The sequence below is a fragment of the Peribacillus loiseleuriae genome (assembly GCF_001183985.1).
In the GTDB taxonomy this organism is placed as follows: domain Bacteria; phylum Bacillota; class Bacilli; order Bacillales; family DSM-1321; genus Peribacillus; species Peribacillus loiseleuriae.
Genome location: NZ_LFZW01000001.1, coordinates 4,262,370 through 4,287,086 on the forward strand (window position 1 = coordinate 4,262,370; position 24,717 = coordinate 4,287,086).

21 protein-coding genes, 3 pseudogenes and 1 riboswitch are annotated in these 24,717 nt (G+C 36.8%); of the genes and pseudogenes, 3 read left to right on the forward strand and 21 right to left on the reverse strand.

Annotation, left to right across the window (positions count from 1 at the left end; translation table 11 throughout):
• Positions 1-464 precede the first annotated feature (464 nt).
• The 9 genes and pseudogenes from AC625_RS19670 to AC625_RS19710 form a co-directional block, all read right to left on the reverse strand.
• Positions 465-851: pseudogene (locus AC625_RS19670) on the reverse strand (class I SAM-dependent methyltransferase); the annotation flags it as partial.
• A 361-nt stretch (positions 852-1,212) separates the two neighbouring features.
• Entirely contained in the window at positions 1,213-1,866 is a 654-nt protein-coding gene (gene thiE / locus AC625_RS19675; protein WP_049682834.1) for a thiamine phosphate synthase, read from the reverse strand.
• Positions 1,847-2,668 carry a hydroxyethylthiazole kinase gene (gene thiM, locus AC625_RS19680; protein ID WP_082191177.1) on the reverse strand — a complete coding sequence of 274 codons (822 nt, stop codon included), beginning with the start codon at positions 2,666-2,668 and terminating at the stop codon, positions 1,847-1,849. The genes thiE and thiM overlap by 20 nt, the downstream gene beginning before the upstream one ends.
• 73 nt (positions 2,669-2,741) lie before the next feature.
• Positions 2,742-3,539, reverse strand: a complete 798-nt coding sequence (gene thiD, locus AC625_RS19685; protein ID WP_049682836.1) for a bifunctional hydroxymethylpyrimidine kinase/phosphomethylpyrimidine kinase — start codon at positions 3,537-3,539, stop codon at positions 2,742-2,744.
• Positions 3,508-4,029, reverse strand: coding sequence for an energy coupling factor transporter S component ThiW (gene thiW / locus AC625_RS19690; RefSeq protein ID WP_049682837.1), 522 nt, complete (start codon positions 4,027-4,029; stop codon positions 3,508-3,510). Before thiW ends, thiD begins: the two co-directional genes overlap by 32 nt.
• 176 nt (positions 4,030-4,205) lie before the next feature.
• Positions 4,206-4,310, reverse strand: a riboswitch (TPP riboswitch).
• A 461-nt stretch (positions 4,311-4,771) separates the two neighbouring features.
• Positions 4,772-5,527 carry an amino acid ABC transporter ATP-binding protein gene (locus AC625_RS19695; protein ID WP_049682838.1) on the reverse strand — a complete coding sequence of 252 codons (756 nt, stop codon included), beginning with the start codon at positions 5,525-5,527 and terminating at the stop codon, positions 4,772-4,774.
• 24 nt (positions 5,528-5,551) lie between these two features.
• Positions 5,552-6,265, reverse strand: coding sequence for an amino acid ABC transporter permease (locus AC625_RS19700; protein WP_049682839.1), 714 nt, complete (start codon positions 6,263-6,265; stop codon positions 5,552-5,554).
• A 12-nt stretch (positions 6,266-6,277) separates the two neighbouring features.
• The gene (locus tag AC625_RS19705) at positions 6,278-6,985 is read right to left on the reverse strand and encodes an amino acid ABC transporter permease (RefSeq protein ID WP_049682840.1); all 708 of its coding nucleotides are present in this window, start codon (positions 6,983-6,985) and stop codon (positions 6,278-6,280) included.
• Between the two features lie 187 nt (positions 6,986-7,172).
• Positions 7,173-8,048, reverse strand: coding sequence for a transporter substrate-binding domain-containing protein (locus AC625_RS19710; RefSeq protein ID WP_049682841.1), 876 nt, complete (start codon positions 8,046-8,048; stop codon positions 7,173-7,175).
• A 574-nt stretch (positions 8,049-8,622) separates the two neighbouring features.
• On the opposite strand from AC625_RS19710, the gene AC625_RS19715 reads away from it, so the two are divergent.
• Complete coding sequence (locus AC625_RS19715) at positions 8,623-9,807, forward strand: acyl-CoA dehydrogenase family protein (protein WP_082191178.1); 1,185 nt, start codon at positions 8,623-8,625, stop codon at positions 9,805-9,807.
• A gap of 354 nt (positions 9,808-10,161) precedes the next feature.
• On the opposite strand, the gene AC625_RS19720 is transcribed toward AC625_RS19715, so the two are convergent.
• Positions 10,162-10,371, reverse strand: a complete 210-nt coding sequence (locus tag AC625_RS19720; protein ID WP_049682843.1) for a hypothetical protein — start codon at positions 10,369-10,371, stop codon at positions 10,162-10,164.
• A gap of 167 nt (positions 10,372-10,538) precedes the next feature.
• Between AC625_RS19720 and AC625_RS26970 the strand changes: the two are divergent.
• Positions 10,539-12,161: pseudogene (locus tag AC625_RS26970) on the forward strand (copper-translocating P-type ATPase); the annotation flags it as partial.
• A 232-nt stretch (positions 12,162-12,393) separates the two neighbouring features.
• On the opposite strand, the gene AC625_RS19730 reads toward AC625_RS26970, so the two are convergent.
• The 11 genes from AC625_RS19730 to AC625_RS19780 all read right to left on the reverse strand — a co-directional run bounded on the left by AC625_RS19730 (position 12,394) and on the right by AC625_RS19780 (position 23,142).
• Entirely contained in the window at positions 12,394-13,134 is a 741-nt protein-coding gene (locus AC625_RS19730; RefSeq protein WP_342671018.1) for a GntR family transcriptional regulator, read from the reverse strand.
• A 414-nt stretch (positions 13,135-13,548) separates the two neighbouring features.
• Positions 13,549-14,286: a tryptophan synthase subunit alpha gene (locus tag AC625_RS19735; RefSeq protein ID WP_049682845.1), complete on the reverse strand. Its 738-nt coding sequence runs from the start codon at positions 14,284-14,286 to the stop codon at positions 13,549-13,551.
• 6 nt (positions 14,287-14,292) lie between these two features.
• Complete coding sequence (locus tag AC625_RS19740; RefSeq protein WP_049682846.1) at positions 14,293-15,465, reverse strand: iron-containing alcohol dehydrogenase; 1,173 nt, start codon at positions 15,463-15,465, stop codon at positions 14,293-14,295.
• A gap of 22 nt (positions 15,466-15,487) precedes the next feature.
• Positions 15,488-16,276, reverse strand: a complete 789-nt coding sequence (locus AC625_RS19745) for a BtpA/SgcQ family protein (RefSeq protein WP_049682847.1) — start codon at positions 16,274-16,276, stop codon at positions 15,488-15,490.
• Positions 16,263-17,039, reverse strand: coding sequence for a nucleoside phosphorylase (locus tag AC625_RS19750; protein ID WP_049682848.1), 777 nt, complete (start codon positions 17,037-17,039; stop codon positions 16,263-16,265). Before AC625_RS19750 ends, AC625_RS19745 begins: the two co-directional genes overlap by 14 nt.
• A complete protein-coding gene (locus AC625_RS19755; RefSeq protein ID WP_049682849.1) occupies positions 17,040-17,996 on the reverse strand; it encodes a carbohydrate kinase family protein in 957 nt (318 codons plus the stop codon). It lies immediately after the preceding gene.
• Positions 17,996-18,559 carry a cysteine hydrolase family protein gene (locus tag AC625_RS19760; protein WP_049682850.1) on the reverse strand — a complete coding sequence of 188 codons (564 nt, stop codon included), beginning with the start codon at positions 18,557-18,559 and terminating at the stop codon, positions 17,996-17,998. Before AC625_RS19760 ends, AC625_RS19755 begins: the two co-directional genes overlap by 1 nt.
• Positions 18,552-19,466, reverse strand: a complete 915-nt coding sequence (locus AC625_RS19765; protein WP_049682851.1) for an ABC transporter permease — start codon at positions 19,464-19,466, stop codon at positions 18,552-18,554. Before AC625_RS19765 ends, AC625_RS19760 begins: the two co-directional genes overlap by 8 nt.
• Position 19,467: 1 nt before the next feature.
• Entirely contained in the window at positions 19,468-20,538 is a 1,071-nt protein-coding gene (locus AC625_RS19770) for an ABC transporter permease (RefSeq protein WP_180320124.1), read from the reverse strand.
• Entirely contained in the window at positions 20,531-22,060 is a 1,530-nt protein-coding gene (locus AC625_RS19775; protein ID WP_049682853.1) for an ABC transporter ATP-binding protein, read from the reverse strand. The genes AC625_RS19770 and AC625_RS19775 overlap by 8 nt, the downstream gene beginning before the upstream one ends.
• Before the next feature lie 50 nt (positions 22,061-22,110).
• The gene (locus tag AC625_RS19780; protein WP_049682854.1) at positions 22,111-23,142 is read right to left on the reverse strand and encodes a BMP family lipoprotein; all 1,032 of its coding nucleotides are present in this window, start codon (positions 23,140-23,142) and stop codon (positions 22,111-22,113) included.
• Positions 23,143-23,471: 329 nt separating this feature from the next.
• Here AC625_RS19780 and AC625_RS19785 point away from each other — a divergent pair.
• Positions 23,472-24,692 (forward strand): annotated as a pseudogene (locus AC625_RS19785) (IS110 family RNA-guided transposase).
• The last annotated feature ends 25 nt before the right edge of the window (positions 24,693-24,717 follow it).

The window sequence follows — 24,717 nt, forward strand, 5'->3', positions numbered from 1 at the left end:
TTTGGATATTTAAGGAATCAACATGCCCTTAATCATTTTTTTGCAGAGCATCTTGTTGGGCATAACGGGGGAATTATTTATAGAGGATGGGAATTTCACTTTATGAGGTTGTTCAAAAAGTCCAATAAAAATTGCTGTCGAATTGCTTCATAGCTCTGTCCCTCCGCTCCTCGAACTTCTCGGCTCTTTTGATCCTCCTTTTTGAACACGCACTATAATAGTCGGATTTCTATGCTAATGCCAAAAATATCTATCCAACTTTGATGATGAGATAGATACTTAGCATAAATATCCAATTAATCTCTAGAATCCATAAAAAGGGGCAAAAAGAAGGGCCATTAGGCTAAAATTCATCTCCCCCTTATCGTGGGGCTACACTCTTTACACGATCGAAGAGGGAGTCTTCTTTCGGAAAATGATAAAGAAGCAATTGAATATTAATTTTTATGCCGTTTTCGATCAAATTACTTTCTTACGAACCGCAAATGGACAAACTTCAACATCTTTAATAAATCTACACCCCTCATCATTACACGAGTAGCACTTTCCCACTTCTTGCTTGCAGGTATACCTTTAAAGTACGACTCGCAAGATAATATCTTAATTTTTGGTGACCAGCCTTCAAGTACTTTTGGATTATTAACATAGAAATACATTTTTGCACCTTTATTCCCCGTCTTTTCCACCGTGCAATTTGAGGTCTTTAACGCAAATTTTGATTCCGCATCGAAGTACAACTCGCCACCAGGAAAGTGAAACGCCATTTCCTGAAATATTCCTTTGAGTTGATTTTCCTGGAAACAGGAGAAAACTCCGGCAGATACAAAAAGTATGCCGGCTTCCTTATTATAAAAAAGTTTTGAAAGACGCAAATTCCCTTTTAGTCAAAAAAAAGAACTGACTGATATCAGTTCCGAGCACGAGTTCTTGCGCCCGTTAGCTTTGGAGGATAATAAGCTAACCACCTACCACATATTGGTCGTTAGCTTATTTTATTATCTGTATATTGATGAAAATCTTTAAAGCATTTAATAAGAACTACTTTTTCAGCGGCCGCGTCCCAAAAGGGTCTTAACTCACACTCTATACACCATTTATTGTGCCATATATACGATATATCTTAGATGTGGGGTTGACCATTTCGTTGTGGGACAACCTCTTTCTTTTCCCCCTAGTAAATAGTAGGATATTTAATTCAATTTCCCCAACAATTCATTTGTTTCGTATTGTAAGCGTCCTTGCCATTCGTAACTTGTTTTTTAGACTCTCAGCCGCTTGTCTCGGATCATCTGCTTTCATAATTGCCGACACAATCGCTGCACCACATATACCGCTATCGAGAATTTGAGGAAGATTGGCAGTGGTTATGCCACCAATCGCAACAGCTGGAATGGTAACAGCTTGGCAAATTATTTTAAGTGTTCCATGCTGTAGCATCGAAGCATCCTTTTTTGTTGCGGTTGGAAAGACGGAACCTACGCCAATATAATCAGCCCCCTCTGCTTCAGCTATCAGGGCCTGTTGGACATTTTTAACGGAAACACCAATTTTCATAGACAAAGGAACTACTTTCTTAACGACAGATAATGGGATATCATCTTGTCCAATATGAATGCCATCTGCTTCTACTGCAAGCGCAATATCAACACGGTCATTTATGAAAAGTGGAATGGAATAGTTTGTGAGTAATTGTTTAATTTTTAACGCTTTTTCATAAAAAGTTTTTCCATCGGCTGTTTTTTCTCTTAATTGAACTGCTGTAACTCCTCCAAGGATTGCTTCTTCAATAATTTGCTCAAGCCTCTCAAGTGGGATCGATTCTTCTGTGACAAGATAGAGACTTAGATTATCTTGTAGCGTACTCATGTAATTGTACCTCCTGCATCCAAGTCGCTCCGTTCATCAGCGAGATCGTATCGACTAATTTCACTCGGAAAGTACCCGTTCCTTCTCCCTCTAATAGCTTGCTCTTCGTTAATTCGCCAGCAATACTCATGACGGAAATTCCCGCTATTGCTGCGTCAAGCATCTGATCTGTAACTCCAGCAAAGCTGCCAATTAAGGATGTCGCCATACAGCCTGTTCCTGTCACCCTCGTCAAAAGGGGATCTCCATTGTTTACTAAAACAGTCGTTTCACCGTTACTAATTGCATCTGTTCTACCACTTACAACGATTGTACTGTTTAGTTCTAGCGCTGCTTTCACAGCAAGGTCCGCTCCTGAAAAAGACACCGTCCCTGAATCGACGCCCCTTGTCTGACTTTGCCCTCCTATTAAACTATAAATTTCACTGGCATTCCCTCTAATAATGCTCATCTTCACTTCACGAAGAATCTTTTCAGCCATCTCAATCCGATAAGGTGTTGCCCCAGCTCCAACAGGATCAAGTATGACCGGTATATGAGCAGAGTTAGCAGCTTTGCCCGCTAGAATCATTGCTTCACAGGAAGCGGCATTAAGCGTCCCTAAATTGATGACTAGTGCATTGGCGATTTTCGCCATATCTGCAGCTTCATTGACACTGGATGCCATAACAGGAGAGCCACCAATGGCAAGTGTACAATTCGCACAATCATTGATTGTGACCGAATTGGTTATATGATGAACAAGCGGATTTGCATTTCGGACTTTCTTGAATAATAATTCAATCCTTTTTTGCATAGTCATTCCCTCCAGATTTATCCCGATTTAACGAACCATCAGTGGGAAGATGAAAAAGCCCATTGATAGAAGTTTCACTTTATAATTGATGCACTTCCTGAAATCGATAGAAATGATTGACTGGACCATGTCCTTTTCCGATGGCAAAGCTCTCACATATTGCCTTTGTGATATATTCCTTTGCATGATAGATTGCATCCTCGATTCCAAGTCCGTTTGCCATGTTAGCGGCAATCGCGGATGAAAGTGTACAGCCCGTGCCGTGCGTATTTTTCGTAAGTATTCTTTCCCCCCTCAACCATGTATAATTTGCTCCATCATAATAAAGGTCATTTGGATCACCTGCAGAGTGTCCTCCTTTTAACAAGATTGCCTTCGCTCCTAGTTGCTCGATAATCTGGCATGCTTCATATAAATCTTGTTTGGATTGAATCGTTATTCCTGATAACGTTTCCGCCTCTGGTAGATTAGGAGTCACGATCGTTGCCATTGGAATCAAGTGCTTTTTTAGTGCTTCTACTGCATCGATTTCAAGTAGATGATCCCCGCTTTTAGAAATCATAACTGGATCAAGGATAATATGCTGTGGCTTATACGTATGAAGCGTTTTAGCAACCATTTCGATATTTTCAGCCGAACCAAGCATGCCAATTTTCACAGCATGAACTTCAATATCATCAAAAACGGCTGATATTTGGTCACGTATAATTTCTTTGCTCATCGTTTGAATCGAACGAACTTCAACTGTATTTTGGGCGGTGACAGCTGTGATAACAGACATACCAAACACATGATGTGCAGAAAATGTCTTTAAATCGGCCTGAATTCCCGCTCCCCCTCCTGAGTCAGAGCCTGCGATTGTAAGTGCTGTTTTCATAAAGTAACCCCTCCAAATATTTATTTTTCAAGAAAACTTTTAATAAAATAAACGCGATACTCGCACCCGCTAAAGAACTGATTGAAAATGCAGGTAAAAATCCGAACAAAGCAACCTTCTTTCCTAAAAACAACAAGGCAATCGGATAACAGACTAGCGACCCAATAATCCCAGTACCTATAACCTCACCTAGACAAGCATAGCCAATCTTATTCGTATACTTAAATAGCAGTCCTGCAAGTAGGGCCCCAATCATACTCCCTGGAAAAGCAAAGATAGAACCCGTTCCAGCCATATTTCGAATGATTGAGACGAGCAAAGCCTGGGCAATGGCATAGCCAGGTCCTAACATAACGGCTGTTAATACGTTAGCTAGATGTTGAATAGGAAAGACTTTTGCAAAACCCATAGGAATAAAAACAAAGGAACTGGTTAGTGTCGTTAACGCTGTAATCATGGCAGTTAATGAAAGCTTTCTAATCGAATTCATCATTTCATCTCCTTTTAATGTGCATTCTACATGGGCAAGTCATATTGGTCATGGGCTACGTTTCCCAAAATGGTATGGGACTCTTTAGATTTTCGTATCCATACATACTGAAATAAAACCAAAAAACCCCCTTCCTGAATATAGGAAAGGGGTAGATATCCACATATAAACTAACTGAGTTAATATCTCCACTTCCCTCCGCCGGCATGATCCGGTTCAGGTTCAAAGGGTCTAGAACAAAGTTCTATCTCAGCCTCTTAAAGACTCCCCCAGTGCAATGTATATTTAATTAATGCCATCATACCATGCTGTTAAAAAAACGCAATGCCTGAATATTTGAAATTGACGTTTTTTTAGATAAGTTTTGAAAAATTGGATGCAGTAGACCTTTTTTCTCCCGGTTTAACAGGCTGTCATACCCCCACCCCCATTTTTGTTTTAAAAAATTAAGAAAAAATAGATTGGGGATAAAGTCCAGGTCAAGACCCCGCAATCACAATATACCGTTCAAATTAAGCATAAACACCACTAAGAACTGCATTTAGAGTGCGTGATTAGACCCTCGTTTTAAAATATTGTTTAATAGTCCTTTTCAGTCAGCGCAAGAAGCCTCCATGAGCGTCTGCTCTAAAGCACAACGATGAAAAAGGTTCATGTATACCCTTATAAAGGTGGCGGTGCGGAACTGATTTTTTAGAAGCCCCGCACCGCCACTATACAATAAGCTACGCAAAGAATGTGGCTAAATGTAAAAGATATAATCTTCTGGTAATACTCTCTTTAAGAACTTCTTTGTTCGTTCCTCTTTTGGGTTTACAAAAATATCTTTAGGTGTTCCTTCTTCTACTACGACGCCGGCATCCATAAAGATCACTCTATTTGCTACATCTTTTGCAAAAGACATTTCATGCGTAACGACTAACATCGTTGTTCCTTCATTGGCAATATTTCTCATGACGGTCAACACCTCGCCGACTAGTTCTGGATCTAGTGCAGATGTTGGTTCGTCAAATAGAATGATATCTGGATTTAAAGCGACCGCTCTTGCAATACCAACCCTTTGCTGCTGCCCACCTGACAATTCACTCGGATACGCATTGTATTTTTCTGCGAGACCTACTTTATCCAATGCTTTTTTGCCAATCTCATTCGCTTCATCTTTTGAAACTTTTCTTCCAATAATCAGCCCTTCTGTTACATTTTCTAATGCTGTTTTATTATTGAATAAATTATAATTTTGAAATACAAAGGCAACTTTCTGCCTAATTTCATGAATTTGCTTTTTGGATGCTGTTTTAAGATTGACATCAATATCGCCAAAAATGGCATGCCCTTGGTCTGCTTTTTCAAGAAAGTTAATGCATCGAAGTAATGTTGTTTTTCCGGAACCACTTGGTCCAAGGATTACAACAACATCCCCCTTGTCTATTTGTAAATCCACACCTTTTAAAATCTCATTATTCCCAAATGATTTGTGGATATTTGTAATCTCTAACATCTTGCCCACCTCCTGCTTTTTATTTTAGGCATTGACTGCTTTATACCTTCTTAATCGTTTTTCATACAATTTAAATATATATTCCACTAAACTACATAAAATCAGATAGACGAGGAAGATATCAATATAAGCCTCAACATAATTGTAGCCTACATTGGCTGCCACTTTGGCTCTTAACGTAATTTCTTGCAATGACATGGCATAACCTAAAGATGTTGCTTTTATTAGATTAACTGTTGCTGTACAAATATTTGGTAAGGCGACAACTAATGTCTGCGGAATGATAATTCTTCTAAACGCTTGTACATTTGTTAAACCAACGGAATAAGCCGCTTCCAATTGTCCCTTACTTACCGTGCTTAAAGCCGAACGAAACACTTCGATAAGAATTGCTGTCGTATTCAAGGAGAAAACAATGAATGCGTACCAAATTGGATTTACATCGTACACATTCATGTTAATGTTATACTTTTCAAATATCGAAGCGAGCAATAAGGGCACACTGCTATAGATGATAAAAATTTGAATAATGACAGGTGTTCCTCTAACAAAGGAAACGTAAATCTGCGCAAAACGATTTAAAACTGGTATCCGATTTATTCTTGTTAACGCAAGTAAGAATCCTAACGGCAAAGCAATCAGTAAAGCTACAATTGTAATTAGCAATGCGATTGGTACTCCTGATAAGGCAACAAAAAATGTATCCACTAAAAACTGATAATTTAGACCCTCCGACACTCTGTCACCCCCTTATGTAGTTTTAATCACTTGTTTTCCTTTACTAAACATCTTTTCTAACTTTAAAAAGAGTTGTTCAATCACAATAGAAAGTATCCAATAAACCACTGCTAAGGCAAGATAGATTTCTAATGCATGAGTATTATAGTTCGCACCGATAATAAGCTCTGCTTTTCCCATGATATCAATCAACCCGATTGTATAGGCTAAAGCCCCTTCTTTCATCAACTCAAGTAAGCTATTACCAAAGTTCGGTAATGCGACGACAAAAGCCTGTGGAAAAATAATTCTCCTGTAAGCTTGTGCGTTACTTAACCCTACACTAACCGCAGCCTCAAATTGCCCCTTGTCGATTGATTCATACGCGGTTCTAATCACTTCAGACATGGCAGCTGCAAATTGAAGCGAGAAAGTTATGACAACAAAGACAATTTTATCAACATCATTTAAGTTTATCCCGAAATTACCAGCAATTGACGGAATTCCATAATACGTTAGAAATAGTAGCACAATGGACGGTGTGCATCTTAATATCGTTGTATATCCATAAGCAATCTTCTTAGCAATCTTACTATTTCCTGTTTTCATTGCTGCTAGGATGAAACCTAGTAATGTCCCAAAAAGAACTGATAGACCAGCAACTAAAAATGTTACTTTAAGAAATGGAAGTAACAGGGGGACGGACTCAGCTATGTATGTTACATCAAAATATTTCTCCATGTTTCACCTCCATCTTCTATTAAAAGATTCATCATTCTTGACTATCAAAGGAAATACATACAAAAACTTGTCACCTCTTAATTAGTAAGGTTGATTAGGTAACTTACCCAAAACCCTAAAATTAGAAAATGACAAGTTGTAGCCTGAATGTTTAAATTTTTTTAAGACTATGTTAATCACACCGTTATTATCTTTCTACAGTATCCAATACCTCGAACAAATCTCTACCATAGAATTCTGTACTTAAATCATTGGTCTTCTTTTCTTCTTTCAGTTTTTTAATAGCTTCATCATAAGCATCTGCAAATTCCTGTTCTTTTTTGTTGAACAGTGGCCAAGTTTTGATGACCGCGAACTCATTATAAACAACGTCATTGACTAAATTATGATAAGGGCCATCCTCCGCTTTTACTTGCTTATCGAACGCGCTCCCAATAATTACGCCACCATCTACACGTTCTTCATTTACCCATTGAACCACGTCCACTGTGAATGCATCTCCGGCTTTCAACTTTACCTTATTGTCTGGATTGGCCTTGTTATATTCGTCCACAATTGTATATTGCGCATTGTTAGCAGCAATTGGTGCTAGAGAAAAACCAGCTGTGGCAAAGTCTGATAGTGTTTTAATCTTTTCATTTTCTTTCTTTAACACAAGACCTGCACTACTCAGTCCAATGAATTCTTTAGGGTAGATAAATTTCTCCGTTCTTTCCTTTGTCCAGAAAGCATTTTTAACACCTACTTGATATTTACCTTGTTCAACACCTACCAGTAAGTCATCACTTGACGTTCCAACGTATTCGAATTCGTATTCTGGAAGTAATTCATCCACTAATTTCATAACTTCTACATCATATCCTGTTGCATTTCCCTTTTCATCTAACCAAGTCATTGGTTTTGACGCTTGATCATAGGCTACTTTTACTTTTTTGACTTTTAAGTCATTGCCTGCTGTTGCGTCAGATTCTGTACCAGACGATGTACTTGACCCGCATCCTGCTAATAGAGTTACCACTGCTAAACTTGTTGCTACTACTTGTAAAAATTTTTTATTTCTCATAATATAAATCTCCTTTTTATCGTTTTTTATATGATTGCCTCTCTTTATTCTTGATCTTAATATTGCATCGAACTCAGCTACAACATCGTTTTTCATAGCTATTCAATTTTATATAAAGGTATTGCCACAAATTTTGTCTGCACATAGCCGGTTCACCTCTTTCACTGTTTAATTCGCACTATTTTGGTATGTAAAGTATGAAAATCGATTATTTACATAATAGATGGATACTATTTGAAAGTCAATCTGTTGTTTGAATTTTCTATAAAATTTACATTAGCAGATGATATAGATAGTACTTTTTATAATCTCTAGACACATTTAGCATTGGATTTTTATGTAGGCGAACCATAGCTGGCTTTCTAAGAGACTTTTGGAGAGTTCTAGATGTTTAGTTTTTGAGGATATTGAATTTAGTATTTTTATAAAAATTTTGAAACTAATTGACAGTATAATTTTACAAAGTTATTATTTAAACCAATAAGAATAATATGAATTAATCTATTTACATAGACAAATAACAAAAAAATTCGCCTTGACTACTTATCTAATGAAAACTAGCAGGAGGGAAAACGTGATTAACTTATTTACCAAAACTGACTTTCAACACAAATGGTTACAAAAACTACATAACAAAGAGGCAACGTTTAAAAGTAAATCTTCACAAATTGATGAATTGGCGATGTTTCCAAAAGAAAATATTCAAGATTTAGTGAATATGGGGTACACAAGTCTTTCACTGCCAAAAGCATACGGAGGAGAAGGTATAACTGTTTATGACATGATACTTTTCCAGGAAACATTGGCTAGTTTTGATGCGACCACAGGGCTATCCATTGGCTGGAATCTTGGAGCTATAGGAGAACTTTTCGAGAAGAAGCTTTGGAGTGAAAAGAACTTATCCTTCTTTGCAGAGGAAATACTGAACGGTGCATTAGTGAATCGTTCTGTGACAGAATCACAAACAGGAAGCCCAACTAGAGGGGGCAGGCCTGGAACAAATGCAGTCAAAAAAGATGGATCTTGGATTATTACAGGTCGGAAAACGTTCACTACTATGTCTCCAGTATTAACGTATTTTCTAGTATCTGCATGGATTGAAGAGAAGCAACAGGTTGGTTTTTTTCTCCTACATAAAGATGTAGCAGGACTAACCATTGATGAAACATGGGACGTAATTTCTATGAGGGGGACAGGTAGCCATGATCTTGTTCTTCAAAATGTGAAAGTCGATGACGCCAAACTTGTTGAGCTTCCTGAAACCCCAAGTGGTGGCCCAATCAATGGTTGGATTCTGCACATTCCGGCATGTTATCTTGGAATTGCACAAGCCGCTCGGGACTATGCTGTACATTTTGCCAAATCTCATTCGCCAAATAGCTTAAACGGACCAATTAGCCAATTGCCTAATGTCCAACAACTTTTAGGGGAAATTGATCTAGAACTAATGAAAGCAAGGCATTTTTTATACAGCGTTGCAGAGGCTTATGATGATTGCGCACGAAGAGTTCATCTCACAAATGAACTTGGAGCAGCCAAACACATTGTTACAAATTCAGCCTTAACAATTGTCGATAAAGCTATGCGAATTGTCGGTGCAAAAAGCCTTCAACGTAACAATCCTCTACAAAGATACTATCGAGACGTAAGAGCTGGTCTACACAATCCGCCTATGGATGACGCAACAATAAAAAAATTAGCTTTAACGGCTATTGAACAAGATCAAGCTAATCTTCTTCATCATGTACCATCAAAATGACTAATAGAAGAGTCTGGTTTCGGTTTCAGGATTGCTTTGCAATTTGAGACACAGGCTCTTTATTATGGATTGGTCAACCTCCAATTTGTTGTATAATAAACTTCAAAACGCATATGGATTGTGAGGGATTTTATGAACAATAGGCAAAGATCTACACTCGCTCTCTTTCTTAGTCTGCTGTCACTCGCATGCTTTGGTTTGGTTTGGTTGCTTTCTTTGTCAGGAATCAACGAATTGAGGCGTTTGATCAGACCCAGAATCAGCATGGTGGAGAGTTCTGCATTCACCTGACTCGTTTACACAATAAGAAAAGGCTATCATAATGACAGCCATGTTTTTTTACTCAAGCATTCGTTACTTGAATATTTTATTTTTCTTTAATACAAATAGTTCTCTTATAAAAGACCCTACACCTGCTGAACATCCTATAACAGCAATTAGCATTATACTCCTAACAAAAGTCAATGGCGAAAAAACAACTTGTATACTTCCCATTATGATTAATATTCCTAGGAGAATGCATCCAGTAATTAGGTGTTGTTTAACTGTTTTATTTTTATTCACCTTATCCACCTCCCCTACATTTTATAACATAAATTACAATAATCTTATTAAGCTTTTTGCTGCTTTATGTAAAGAAGCAATGATCCCCCGTTGTTGTTCGTGCTTTATTTATTTTTCAAAAATATTCTCCTAATAAATACTCTTCAAATAAGTGTATATTTTTTTGTTGGATACAAATGTTATTAGCCACACCGGTACAATTTATTATCGGGAAACAGTTCTATGTCGGTGCATACAAAGCATTACGTAACGGTAGTGCTAATATGGACGTACTCGCTGTCATGGGTAGTACGTCGGCTTTCTAATTCTACAGTGTGTGTATCAAACGATTGTTACGAGTAGATCACATCACGGGTCCACACTTGTACTTTGAAACAAGTGCGGTACTGATTACGCTGATTATTTTAGGTAAGTTATTTGAAGCAAAAGCAAAAGGTCGTTCATCAGAAGCAATTAAAAAATTAATGGGTTTACAAGCGAAAACAGCGATTGTGGTGCGCGACGGTGTTGAAAATGAAATTCCATTAGAAGAAGTCGTGATTGGTGACATAATTTTAGTGAAACCAGGTGAAAAAATACCGGTTGACGGTGAAGTACTAGAAGGAAATACAGCCATTGATGAATCGATGTTAACAAGGGAAAGTCTTCCGGTTGATAAAAAGCAAGGTGACGTTTTATTCAAATGAAAGCTACGAAAGTTGGACGCGATACAGCGTTAGCACAAATTATTAAAGTAGTTGAAGATACGCAAGCAAGGTTCAAAAGCGCCATTCCAGCGTTTAGCAGACAAGATTTTAGGTGTTTTCGTACCATTCGTTGTAGGGATCGCGATTGCCACATTCCTTGTTTGGTTTTTATGGGTTCAACCAGGTGAATTTACGCCAGCGTTAGAAGTGTTAATTTCGGTACTTGTTATTGCAAGCCCATGTGCGCTTGGGCTTGCAACACCAACGTCTATTATGGCGGGCTCTGGTCGTGCAGCTGAATTTGGTATTTTATTCAAAGGTGGCGAGCACTTAGAGCAGACACAAAGTATTAATACAGTTGTTGTTGATAAAACGGGTACAGTGATACATGATAAACCAGTGTTAACAGATGTTGTCGTGGCAAATGGGCAAGACAAGGAACGTTTCTTATCACTAATCGGTGCAGCAGAGAAACAATCAGAGCACCCTTTAGCAGAAGCAATTGTTCAAGGTATTCAAGATAAAGGAATTGAACTAGGTAATGTCCAATTTTTCGAAGCGATTCCTAGTTACGGTGTACAAGCAACGGTTTCTGGTCAATGTGTGGGCATTGGTACACGTAAATTAATGCAACAATATGGTATCGATGTTTCAAACGTTTTACCAACAATGGAACTACTAGAATAAAATGGTAAAACGGCGATTAATGGACAATACGCAGGTTTAGTGGCCGTCGTAGATACAATTAAATACACATCGAAAGAAGCCGTCCGTCGTCTGCAAAATATGGGCATTTCGGTCATTATGATGACAGGTGATAACAAACGTACCGCAAAAGCGATTGGTCAAGAAGTTGCGATGGGAGCTGCCGCTATTACACTGATTCGCGGCGATTTAAACAGTATTGCAAATGCAATCATTATGAGTCGTAAAACAATGCACAACATCAAACAAAACTGATTCTGGGCATTTGCATATCACACAATTGGTATTCCAATCGCAGCTGTAGGACTTCTAGCTCCTTGGGTTGCAGATGCTGCAATGGCATTCAGTTCGGTATCCGTTATATTAAATGCACTGCGATTACAACGAGTGAAGTTATAAAAGAATATGAAATAGAGTTGGTTCAAGGTTTATTTGATCCAACTCTATTTTTGCTTTGTATTTGTTTCTTTTTGAACTTACTTAATTTTCATGGGAGTGAAAAGGAGCCTCTACTTTTTGTAGGAACGCACTTATTTCAAAAAAGTTATTAGGATCATTTACAATTTGATCATTTAGGGTTCATGAACATTGACTATATCCAGATTAAAGTCGAATAGTGTGAAATTTGAGATTAACGAAACTGATTAATATAGAATTTAACCTGATCAGTTCGATAATAGGTTTTAAAATACTCCAACTGGACAATCGATTCATCTGGTAATTGAGCTTTCACTTGTCCTTCAAACATGATTAAAGGGACCCCTTCATTTATTCCTAATTTTTTCGAATTATCCAAATCAGAAAGGACAGCTTCAAAGCTTCTTACTGCATCAATAATTTTAATGTTGTATGTTTCTTTGAGTACTTTGTATAGTGATTCCTTTTCAAAGTCATATTTCTCAATTCCTTTTACATATTGATATGGAATATAACTTTTTGTTACGTTAACAGGAGATTCATTTCCATACATAACTCTTTCAATATGAAATACATTTCCTTCTTGAAGCAAATTTAAATTACTTCTTAATGTTGGAGTAGCAGACTTTATTTCTTGTTTTAGTAATACATACTGTGATGACAATCCCATTCGATTCATATCTTCAGTACAACTGGACAAATTAACTAGACCCTGCTCGATCTTTCTACCATCTACAAAAGTTCCCTTGCCATGTACTCTATAGAGATACCCTTCATTTACCAAATCATCCAATGCTTTCCTAACCGTAGTACGGCTTAAATTATATTTTTCCGTCAGCATCGGTTCTGATGGTATTGCATCATTTACTTTTAGCTCTTTCTCATCAATTAATTTAATTATCTTTTCTTTTAATTGTAAATATAGTGGTACATTATTGTTAGTATAGATTCTGATTAACTCCTTTCACTTTATCATTTTAAAATGCCAGTATTTATCTAGTTAACGAGTTGTCCCTACAAGTTAACATACCATATAAAATAGAAACAAAATACAAATTTTTTTTAGAATCCGGGTTGGAGATGGCTACAGAACATCTACAAAAAATTTTCTTAGGCTGTGTTAATAACGTACTATTGATTAATACAGCAACTCTGAAATTTATCATATAAATATCACATACTTTATTAATTAATTCGTATAATACCATGACAAATTTCCGCACAAAAACTGATAAGCAGAGCTAAATTATTTAAATAAAACTATCAAGAATGCATATTAATAAAAGGTTTATTAAAAATTAAAAAGTCCAATACCACAAAATATTATGATATTGAACTTATCAATGAATTTTTTGGAGTCGAGCGGAAATTACTTATTAGCGCACGAAATATTTGTTGCTACTTTCAATTCACTTATAAAGCGAACTAGCTCTACGGGGTCATCTTGTTTTTTCAAGACTGCACTCCCTATAAAAGCAGCATCTCCTCCTGATGCTGAGACCAATCTTACATCTTCTTGTGTAGAAACTCCTACTCCACAGTATATAGGTTGATCAATACCAATTTCACGTAGATAATTAATGCATTCTTTCAATGTATCACACCCATTTTTTTCCACACCAACTGATTTTGCTTGCAGGTAGATAAATCCATTAGAATTCCGAGCAAGTTCAATTTCATCCGCTGGTAAATGAAATTGAATATAACTAGATACTCGAATTCCATTTTTCATTAAAATATTTTTCACATCATTATTTTCAGGGCCTGCTAAAATTATATCTTTTGTATTATTATCCAAGCAATATTTTATAAACTTCTCTACACCAATAGCTATTAGGGTATGCTCATACAGAACTATGAGGACTCCCTTTTCTGGATATTTTTTTCGGATTGTCGAGATTGTACCAAGATAGTGATCATAATTTTGATCCTGTTCAAAAGCCTTGGACATACGTCCCCCGATAAACTCATTATCTAAAAATGGATTATCAGTTGGTATATCCACCTCAATTATGTCACAACCACCTTCGACATATAGATCAGCAGTTTCCATTGTTTTCTCTAATGATGGATAGCCGTTCGACAGATAACAAATAAGTTTAGCCATAATTTATTACTGCCCCCTTTCAACACCAAAGTAAATAAGTCTGATTTGTCGTTTAAATTCATTAACATCTGGAATTAGAGGGTTTGTTTTGGTACAACCGTCTTTACTTGCTAATTCAGCAAGCTCTTGAATAGAAGATTCAAAGTCGTTGTCGCGCTGGATAACCGTCATTAAATTTGAAGGAATTCCAATTTTTTTGTTTAATTCACGAATTGCATTCGCCAAATTATCTGCCCCAATTTTTGAAGCAAAATCGTTATAAATACGAGAAGTATTAGGATCCTGTGAATTAAATTCAATGATATAAGGTAATATTATCGCATTAGCTAGTCCATGAGGCACCCCAAATTTCCCACCTACTGCATGTGCGATACTATGTACAATACCTAAAGAAACATTAGTAAAGGCCATACCTGCTAAACAGGAGGCAAGTAACATCTTTTCTCTAGCTTCTATATCACTTCCATCTTCGTAAGCCCGAGGTAAATACTCAAATACTTCAAGTGCTGATCTTTCAGCCAATGTATCTGCAATAATATTTGCGCGACGTGATACAAGTGCCTCCAAAGCATGTGTCAACACATCCATTCCTGTCGCAGCTGTAAATTCAGGAGGCATAGAAGTAGTAATACCTGGTTCCAAAATAGCGATATCAGGCATCATTTCCATATCACCAATTCCATGTTTCACGTGTGTTTCTGTATCAGTAATTACAACTGAACGGCTCACTTCACTTCCCGTTCCGCTAGAAGTAGGGATACAGACCATCTTTGCCTTTTTTCGTAAAGGCGGAATTGGATTTGGAGGTGAAATTTGCTCCAATGTTTTTAGTTCAGGATGCTCATAAAATACCCACATTGCTTTCGCTGCATCCATTACGGACCCACCACCTACTGCGATGATCCAGTCTGGTTTAAATTCCATCATTTGCTGTGCCCCTTTTAGCACTGTATTAAAAGATGGATCAGGTTCAACGTTAGTAAATACATCTATCTTAAATTCAGCAATTTTTAAATAATCCTCAATTTTTTTAAAATACTCTGTCTTCTTAATAGAGCCTCCACCAAGCACAATAAATGCTTTTTTGTGTGTCCCTTTTAATTGAGTTAAATACTCTAATGAATTTTCCCCAAAAATAAGGTGTTCGCCTGCTAATTTCATTGGTCTCATTGGTAACATACGTTCTAACAGTCCTTCCCTATCATATATTTTCTACTAAACTCTTTACTTTCTCTATATCTACTAATGAAGTGGGATCACTTGTACTTTTTAAACTAGAACCGACAATTACGCCGTCTGCAATTACTAATTGTTCCTTAATATTTTTTGATGATACACCACTTCCGATAATAACTGGACAATCCACAACTGCTTTTACCCGTTTAACTGTATCGATAGGTGTTTCTCCACCTGTATGTGAACCTGTTACAATAATGGCGTCCGCCATACAACTCACAGCTACCTTAGCAGACTCTTCAATAGGAATATTCGGTATAAGCATATGTGTATGCTTCACTTGGATATCAGCCAATATAGCCACATGCTCTGCGCCTATTGCTTTGCGGTATGCCAATGCGTCAGCGGAACATGGCTCCATAATCCCATTAAAACTTTCGACAGTGTCAACAAAAACAGCCAACCGCACAAAATCAGCTTGAATTGCCAATGCAATACTAAGTGCAGCTTTATAGTCACAAAAAGCAGCGTCAATTCCAATCTGTAGATCTGTTTGTTGCTTAATTATAGACGATACAGCTGCCATAGTAGCGACTTGCTCTATTTCAAGATTTTTCTTAAAAGGCATATCTCCGAAATTTTCAATCATTAACGCGTTTACACCACCTTCTTCAAGTGTACGCGCATCCTTTAATGCTTGATTATAAATCCCTGGGATATCATTGGAGTATAATGGGGTACCCGGAAGTGGCAGTAAATGAACCATCCCAATAACCACTTTTTTTTCATCAAATAAATTATTAAATGCTTTCATTGTTTTTAATATCCTCCTTATGGAATAATACCAATCCGTCAAGTACAATTTTTGCAAGCATTGCTTCTTCTTTTATTCGTAGATTTGATTCCATCATTTCTTTTAAATTATCCAGGACTGTTGCAAGTGTAACTACACAACCGCGAATATTCATCAAGTTAGATAACGTTAGTACTACACCGGACTCCATATCAATTCCAGAAATATTGTATTTATGCAACTCTGAAATACCTTGTGGAACATCACGCTCCATTTGACGTGATAACCTTGATTCTTTCATCTCTGTGTAATAGCCATCCATACTGCATACAATCCCATTTTCATATTCTCTTTCATTATCCAGCACACTCTGATTCATGCAGGAGACCAAATCATGATCAGCTACTGCTGGAAACGATGAATCTACATACGTATGACTCGTTGCTTCTTTCCTCATTGCGGCCTTAGGGATGATATATTGGCCTAGGTTTGATTTCAACCCCATTACTGTACCGAGTCTGACAGCTACTTCCATTCCACACTCGTACATTTCTTCAAGAGCAATTGCTGCGGATGGTCCTCCGATTCCAGTGGAAGTAACAGTCACGCGTACTCCTTTATAAAAACCTGTGTAAGTATGGTATTCACGATTAATAGAAACCTTCTCCACATCTTCCATTAATGTTATGATTTTCTCAACACGTCTTGGATCGCCTGAAAAGATAACATATTTTGCAATATCCTTTTTAGTTGATTGTAAATAAAGCGTACTTTCTAATTTCATTTAAAATTCCTCCTGATATTGGTTTTTGTATCGACTATAAAACTCCATTTTAGTTGGCTTGTTTGTTAGACATCCTTGTTTTTCAATAATGAATGAAGCCATAACAGACCCTGATTGCCCACATTGTCGAATGGACTTACCGTCCATATATGCGTGCAAAAATCCCGCTATGTAAGCATCCCCTACACCAGTTGTGTCAGTGACACATTCAGGTTTCGTAATTCCGATAATTTCTTCTTGCGTATTTTTCTCTTGTTTAGAGAAAATTTTGCTTCCTTTACTTCCTAGGGTCACAATGATATGTTTCGTAATCCCATTACTCAAAAAGTCTATGATACTATTAATCGGTAAACATTCTTCCAGTGCTAATTGCTCACTTTCGTTCATGAAAATTAATTCACTGTGTTGCATAATTTTCATTAAATTCTCGGGTGTGAATGCTTCAAAATCACATTTCATTCCAAATACCAAAGGTACTTGATGCTTAATACACATATCGGCAAATTTCAAATTATATAGTGGATCACCTACTGTAATAACACCAAACCTAGACTTTTTGATCGAATTCTCATCAATTAATACAGGATATTTTTCATTCATCGCCCCTGGATAAAATAAGGTAATATGATTACCTGCCTCATTCATGATAAGTTGTGAAGTTGATGTAACATCCTCCTCAATCACTTGAAGATTAGATGTATTCACCCCACCTTCTTCCAAAAAGGTTTTAAACCCACTCTTAAAAAAATCATTTCCTACTCGCATCGAAAGCATAGTTTTACGATTCATCGTTGAACATAAATAGGCAATATTTACATTACACCCACCAAAGTAGGGGTCTTTATGTTCTTTGTTTTGGATAATTGACGTCCTTCCTAATTTTGGGGTTTCAGGTAATCGGACAATGTAATCAATACTTGGATAGCCTGATGCGATTAAATCTATCTCTTTCTTCATTACTTTTCCTCGCCTTCTAACCACTTGAATAATTCATCCATAGAGAAAACTCGTCCAAGATACTTCTGTATATCCGTAAGATGTACATCGTTTACTGTCTCATCATTTGTTGCAACACACTCGCGAGGTACAATAACATCATAGTTTAAGTGGTAGGCATCATTTACTGTTGCACGTATACAACAGTTTGTTTTTGTTCCGCATATAATAACATTTTTTATATTGTGCTCCCTTAATACTAAATCTAAATCCGTTCCATAAAAGGAACTATACCTCCGTTTTTTTATTACAAAATCACTATCTTGTACACCCAGTTCTGGCATTAACTCATCTCCCCCAGTACCTTCAATACAATTCTGACGAACCATTGTTAGTTCCTTGTCAAACTTTCCTTCACGATGAGAATGCTGCATAAAAACGATTAGACAATCATGCTTTCTGCATTCATCTATTACTTTCCTAATACGAGGCAAAATCTGCTCATTTTGAGGATAATAAACTGCACCATTTGGATGAGCGAAATCATAAACCATATCAACTACAATTAGAGCTGTATTACTCATTTTTAATCCCCCTAGATGTTCTTCCACGAACAGAAATTATTCCTACTACCGTTAGTACCAAAACAATAAATAAAAATGGAATCATTTGAATAAATGCACCAGGTATATTAAGTGATTGAAGTCTTATTTGAAGTGCATCTGCAAATCCAAACAGAAAACTGAAAATAAATGTGCCTATAGGAGTACCTTGTCCAGAAAAAATTGCTGCCAGCGCAATGAATCCTCTACCAACAGTCATATCTTCAACAAACATCGTAACGTTTTCTAAAGCAATGTTTACTCCGCCAAGACCACATAGAAATGAACCAATCAAAACAGAAATATATTTCAACTTATTAACTGGCAAACCAACTGAATATGCCGCTTCTTCCTTTTCTCCGACCGTTCTTATATAAAGCCCTAACTTAGTATGATATAGGACAAAGTGGGCTAGTATTAGTGCAAGTAAACTAACATAGACCATAGGGGTTTGATTGTTTAAAATGTCACTAAGAATAGGTATATCCCGTAGAATTGGAATATCCAAAGGTTCGAGACCAATAATTTTCGGGTTAGAAAAGACACCTCGTTGCCCAAAAAAGACTTGTAAAATGTAGGCAGTCAAGCCTAAAACAATAGTATTAATCGCGAGACCAGTGATAATTACATTACCTTTCAACGTAATACCAAATACTGAGAACAAGAGACCTAAGATCATGGAAGATAATACGGCCGCCAAGACAGCAATTAAAATACTTCCAGTTAAATAACTAACCATTACACCCGTAAAAGCACCAACCAGCATCATTCCTTCCAGTGCTACGTTTAGTACACCGGCACGGTGAGCAAACACACCGCCTATTGCAGCCAGTGCTATCGGGGCAGTCATTCGAAACGTAGAATGAAGAATTATGAGTAATTCATCCATTTTAGGCCACCTTCTTTCTATTAAAACGTTCTTTCAGCTTAGTAACTAAGCTAAAATGATGGATTAGAAAGTCGACCGCAAGAAATAGAATAATTAAACCTTGAATAACATCTATTAAAGATCGTGGAACACCAACCATCAATTCCATTGAACTTCCACCGTTCTTCAGGATGCCAAATAGTAATGCCCCTGCCAGAACTCCAACGGGATTATGTTTACCAAGCAAAGCAATCGTCAACCCTGTCCATCCATAATCGGGGGAAAATTCGCTAACAAAACGACGATGTGTTCCAAGAATTTCCCCTGCACCTGCAAGGCCAGCAACAATACCACTTATTGACATTATTACAATAATTTTTTTAGCAATATTCATCCCAACATACTCTGAGAATTCTATATTTCGACCAATCGAATTCATCTCATAGCCTAATTTCATTTTATTTATTAAGAACCAAACCATAATAAAGACACCTATTGCGACTATAAATCCTCCATTTAATTGTGAACCCTGAAAAAATCTTGGCAATTCAGCGCTTGGTAAAATATCGATTGTAGTAGCATTTGACGCTCCAGGAGCTTTAAATGGGAAGCTTGCAAGATAGGTAGTGAATAGAATAGCTGCATAATTCAGCATCAATGTCACAACCATTTCGTTGACATTGAAAAATGCTTTTAAAATTGCTGGGATTAGCGCAAATAGCATTCCTGACAATGCTCCACCTATAAGACATATAAAGACATGGATCACAGGTGGGGTGCCTTGTAATGTAAATCCTAGAAATGCAGCAGTAAATGCTCCCAAATACAATTGCCCTTCCACGCCCATATTGTAAATATTTGCTTTAAATGCAATAGCTGTAGCTAGTCCTGTTAGAATAAGCGGTGTTGTAGCAAATAGGGTATTCATTATTGCTATTTTTCCAGATAATGCCCCTGAAAAAAGTGCAGAATAAGCTTCAAGGGGTTTATATCCAGACAACATAATCAAGAACGAACCTACGATAAAAGCCAACATAACTGGAATCAGGGAAGAAATAATAGGTAATAACCATTTCTTCTGTTTTTTATTCACCGAATTTCGCCTCCCCATCTGTGATTCCGGCCATTAAAACACCAATTTCTTCTTTACTTGTCTGCTTAGTTAGCCTCTCACCTATAACCCGACCTTTGTACATAACATATATCCGATCGCTAAGGGTCATTACCTCAGATAGTTCAGAAGAAATAACAATGACTGCTTTTTTCTTTCTACGAAATTCAATTATTTGCTGGTGGATAAACTCAATAGACCCAATATCAACACCTCGTGTTGGCTGACTTAAAATTAGCAAATTGGGATTCATAGACATTTCTCGTGCAATGACAATTTTCTGAGCATTTCCGCCTGATAATGATCCAACTTCTAGACTAGTATTATCGCAATTGCGAATATCGAATCGCTCTATCAAATCTTTAGCATGGTGGGCAATTTCTTTTTGCTGTAATACTCCAAAATCACAAAATTGTTTTCTCCAGTGATAACCAGCAATCAAGTTATCTCTTATACTCATAGTTGAATTTAATCCATGTAAATAGCGATCTTCTGGTACAAGACCAATTTTCATATCCCTCAATGCCTGAGGACTTTTATCATTAATAGAATTATCTTGGTAAATAATCTCACCTGATTCAAGTTTAAGCATGCCTGACAGCGCATTCATTAAAAAGGATTGTCCATTCCCTTCCACACCAGCAATACCAACAATTTCACCTTCATGTACATTCATAGATACGTCATATAAAACCTGAGATCCAGAGTCACTGTATGCATTAATATTTTTTGCTAATAAAACTACATTTCCGCGCTCTGAATCTTCCTTTTGTAAATCTAATTTTACGTCTCTACCAACCATCATTTTTGCAATCTCCTGCTGGTTTACATCTTTATTATTGACAGTTCCAATAAATTTCCCATGACGAATAACCGTGATTCGATCTGCACATTTCTTAACCTCATCCAATTTATGTGTTATGATAATAATCGTCTTCCCAGAATTTCTAAGTGCAATTAGATTATCAAGTAATTCATCTGTCTCTTGTGGTGTAAGTACTGCTGAGGGTTCATCTAGAATTAAAATATCTACATTCCTATGCAGCATCTTAATAATTTCTACTCGTTGCTGTGCCCCTACAGATATATCTTGAATTTTATCTTTTCCGTTTAAATCAAAATTATAGTGATCAATTGTTTTTTGTACTTCTTCATATTCTTTTCTTTGTTGAATTTTGAAACCTTTAACAATCTCTTCACCAAGTAAAATATTTTCGTATACTGTTAGACTAGGCACCAATTTAAAGTGCTGATGTACCATACCGATTCCTTGATGTATAGCTTCCTTTGGCGATTGAAAATGAACTTCTTCACCATTAATAAAAATTTGACCAGATGAGGGCTCTATTAGACCAAATAGCATATTCATCAATGTTGATTTTCCTGCTCCATTCTCACCACAAATGGCGTGTATCTCTCCTTTCTTCACTTCCAAATTGATGCCATTAATCGCTACAAAATCACCAAATTTTTTTGTTAAATTAACCACTTCAATGTTATTCACCTATATCGCTTCCTCATTGTTCAGTATCATTTTCTAGTAAACTAACAATACTAGTTCTTAGTAATATCAGTTACCTTAATTTCTCCATTATTAATTTTCTCCTTAATTTCATCTATCTTTGATAAATAATCTGGATTAATCATATCTTTTGTATATTTCATTTCACTTAGCTGAACACCATTTTCTTTAAGACCTAATTCTATTTTCGAATCATACTTACCTGACTGCGCTGATTTCGAAAGGTCATAAACCGCGATATCCACCCTCTTCATAACACTTGTAAGAACATTTCCCTCTGCAATATAGTCTTGATCAGAGTCAACACCAATGGCAAAAACGTTTTTAGATTTTGCGCCGTCCATCACGCCTTCACCAGTTGCACCAGCGACTTGATAAATAATGTCAGCTTTTTGCTCAATTTGAGATAATGCGATTTCTTTCCCTTTTGATGGATCTGCAAACGAGTTAGAATAACCTACAATTACCTTTGTTTGTGGATCAATGTATTTTGCTCCTTCTTTATATCCAACGAGGAATTTATTAATACCTGGAGAATCAACTCCGCCTACAAAACCAATAACACTATCCCCATTGATATTATTGACACCCTCATCTTTTGTGACCATTGCTGCAAGAGCCCCTGCTAGAAACGATCCTTCTTGTTCATGAAATAGTACTGATGTAATATTATCTCCTTCAACCTCTGTATTAAAAATTGCAAACTGTGTATCTGGATATTGAGTTGCAATATCCTTTAGTACTTTTTCATGTCCTAAATTAAGTGTGATCACAAGATTATATCCATTTTGCGCCAATTGCGTTAAGTACTTTTCCCCTTCTGAAACGTCTTGGGGTTCCACAACTTTTATTTCAATGCCCAATTCTTTTTCAGCCTTTTTTAAACCTTCATAACCCGAGTCATTAAACGACCGATCTCCAAGACCTCCATCACTTGTAATCATTGCAACCTTAATTTTTCCCTCTTCATTCGCATTGCTTTCCGTGCTTCCACAACCAGACAAAACTACCATAAGAATTACCGCCATCACTACCGAAAATAGATTTAAACGATGCTTAACCATAAAATAATCCTCCTTTTAGTTGAAATCGTTTCCAAAATACGAGTGAATTAATCTTGTAAGGATGTCATGACAAGTTAAGTCTATCACCTATCTTTTTCACTAACAAGGATTTTTTTCAAAAAAACAAATATTTTTTGAAAATTCCCCCTATTTTATTATTTTAATTGCCTATAAGCTGTTATAAAAATTGATAGAAATCCTTTATTCATAAGATGCAGGATTGTATTTTTCTTATTAATGGGGAAATATTTTTAATGTATAAGGATAACGATTTGCTTATCAGACCAATTAAAGAAGATTTATACTCTCTTTGGGAATTAAAATAAAACATGATTCCGGTCATCGGTCTGGATGTGGCAAAAGGGGAAAGTCAGGTTCAAACATTTTTGGATAAAAAGCAGCCTTACAAAAAGAGCTTTAAAGTAGCACATACACTTGAAGGATTAGCTAGACTTCTAGATTTTATTAAAGAAGCAGAAGATGTATAAGGGGGACGGCCTCCCATTGTATTGGATTCCACTGGACATTATCATACCCAGTAGTCCAGTATTTCGAAGACAGAGGGTATTTATTGATTATCGTACATCTACTCATATCGTATCGAGCTAAGGGTCCTAGCTTACGCAAGGTAAAGACCATGGACGCTCGGCATCTCTGCAAGCTGTACAGAGAAGACTTAGAGCCTTATAAACAGCGAGGAATTCAGCTCTTAAACCTTCGTAATCTTACAAGACAACATGAAAATATTACAGGTCTGTTTGTACAAACTAAACTGCAATTTCAGGCAGTTCTGGATCAAGTGTTTCCTCAGTATTATGGGGTTTTTGGGACCTTATACTCGGATGTTTCATTACTGACTTTACAAGCATTTCCTACGTCAGAAGAAATCTTGAAAGGAAGCGAAAAAACAATCGCTACTAAAATAAAAGAGGTATGTAAAAGTCGTTCACAACAATGGGCAAACAGTCAGGCAGAAAAACTAATGGCTGCCCCAGCTCAAAACCCGTTTCAGAAAACCTTATATCATAGCCTTTCTTTAAGCTTGGATATGTATATTAACATGCTTCTTGATTACAAAAAGCAGCTATCCAAACTAGAAGATGAGATAGATGCTTTAGCAAATTGAAGAGTATGAAATTATCCAATCGATCCCCTGTATCGGTGAAAAAATCGCTGCTACGATTATTTCTGAGGTAGGAGAAATTGATCGGTTTCATCACCCTAAGAAACTAGTTGCATTTGCCGGAATCACTCCAAGTATCTTTGAATCTGGTATATTCAAAGGTATATGAAATCGGATTACCAAAAGAGGTTCTAGTAGACTACGACATGCCTTGTATATGGCCGTTAAATGTGCACTTCGTGATTGTCGCAAGAAGAAAACGACCAATGAAGTCATTCCTTGTAACAAGCGATTACGAGAGTTTTATGATAAGAAACGTGAAGAAGGAAAACCCTCTAAGGTGGCCGTGTTAGCCTGTGCTAATAAACTCTTACATTGGATTTATGCTCTTTTGAAAAGCAAATCTGCTTTCCAAGATCTAGCCTAGTTTCTAAACATAACTAAACAGTCAG

What these genes read in the sequence shown, in the direction of transcription:
- thiE (WP_049682834.1), bottom strand. Translation starts at nt 1,866, where the DNA reads ATGAGTACGCTACAAGATAATCTAAGTCTCTATCTTGTCACAGAAGAA.
- thiM (WP_082191177.1), bottom strand. Translation starts at nt 2,668, where the DNA reads ATGACTATGCAAAAAAGGATTGAATTATTATTCAAGAAAGTCCGAAAT.
- thiD (WP_049682836.1), bottom strand. Translation starts at nt 3,539, where the DNA reads ATGAAAACAGCACTTACAATCGCAGGCTCTGACTCAGGAGGGGGAGCG.
- thiW (WP_049682837.1), bottom strand. Translation starts at nt 4,029, where the DNA reads ATGAATTCGATTAGAAAGCTTTCATTAACTGCCATGATTACAGCGTTA.
- AC625_RS19695 (WP_049682838.1), bottom strand. Translation starts at nt 5,527, where the DNA reads ATGTTAGAGATTACAAATATCCACAAATCATTTGGGAATAATGAGATT.
- AC625_RS19705 (WP_049682840.1), bottom strand. Translation starts at nt 6,985, where the DNA reads ATGGAGAAATATTTTGATGTAACATACATAGCTGAGTCCGTCCCCCTG.
- AC625_RS19710 (WP_049682841.1), bottom strand. Translation starts at nt 8,048, where the DNA reads ATGAGAAATAAAAAATTTTTACAAGTAGTAGCAACAAGTTTAGCAGTG.
- AC625_RS19735 (WP_049682845.1), bottom strand. Translation starts at nt 14,286, where the DNA reads ATGGCTAAACTTATTTGTTATCTGTCGAACGGCTATCCATCATTAGAG.
- AC625_RS19740 (WP_049682846.1), bottom strand. Translation starts at nt 15,465, where the DNA reads ATGTTACCAATGAGACCAATGAAATTAGCAGGCGAACACCTTATTTTT.
- AC625_RS19745 (WP_049682847.1), bottom strand. Translation starts at nt 16,276, where the DNA reads ATGAAAGCATTTAATAATTTATTTGATGAAAAAAAAGTGGTTATTGGG.
- AC625_RS19750 (WP_049682848.1), bottom strand. Translation starts at nt 17,039, where the DNA reads ATGAAATTAGAAAGTACGCTTTATTTACAATCAACTAAAAAGGATATT.
- AC625_RS19755 (WP_049682849.1), bottom strand. Translation starts at nt 17,996, where the DNA reads ATGAAGAAAGAGATAGATTTAATCGCATCAGGCTATCCAAGTATTGAT.
- AC625_RS19760 (WP_049682850.1), bottom strand. Translation starts at nt 18,559, where the DNA reads ATGAGTAATACAGCTCTAATTGTAGTTGATATGGTTTATGATTTCGCT.
- AC625_RS19765 (WP_049682851.1), bottom strand. Translation starts at nt 19,466, where the DNA reads ATGGATGAATTACTCATAATTCTTCATTCTACGTTTCGAATGACTGCC.
- AC625_RS19780 (WP_049682854.1), bottom strand. Translation starts at nt 23,142, where the DNA reads ATGGTTAAGCATCGTTTAAATCTATTTTCGGTAGTGATGGCGGTAATT.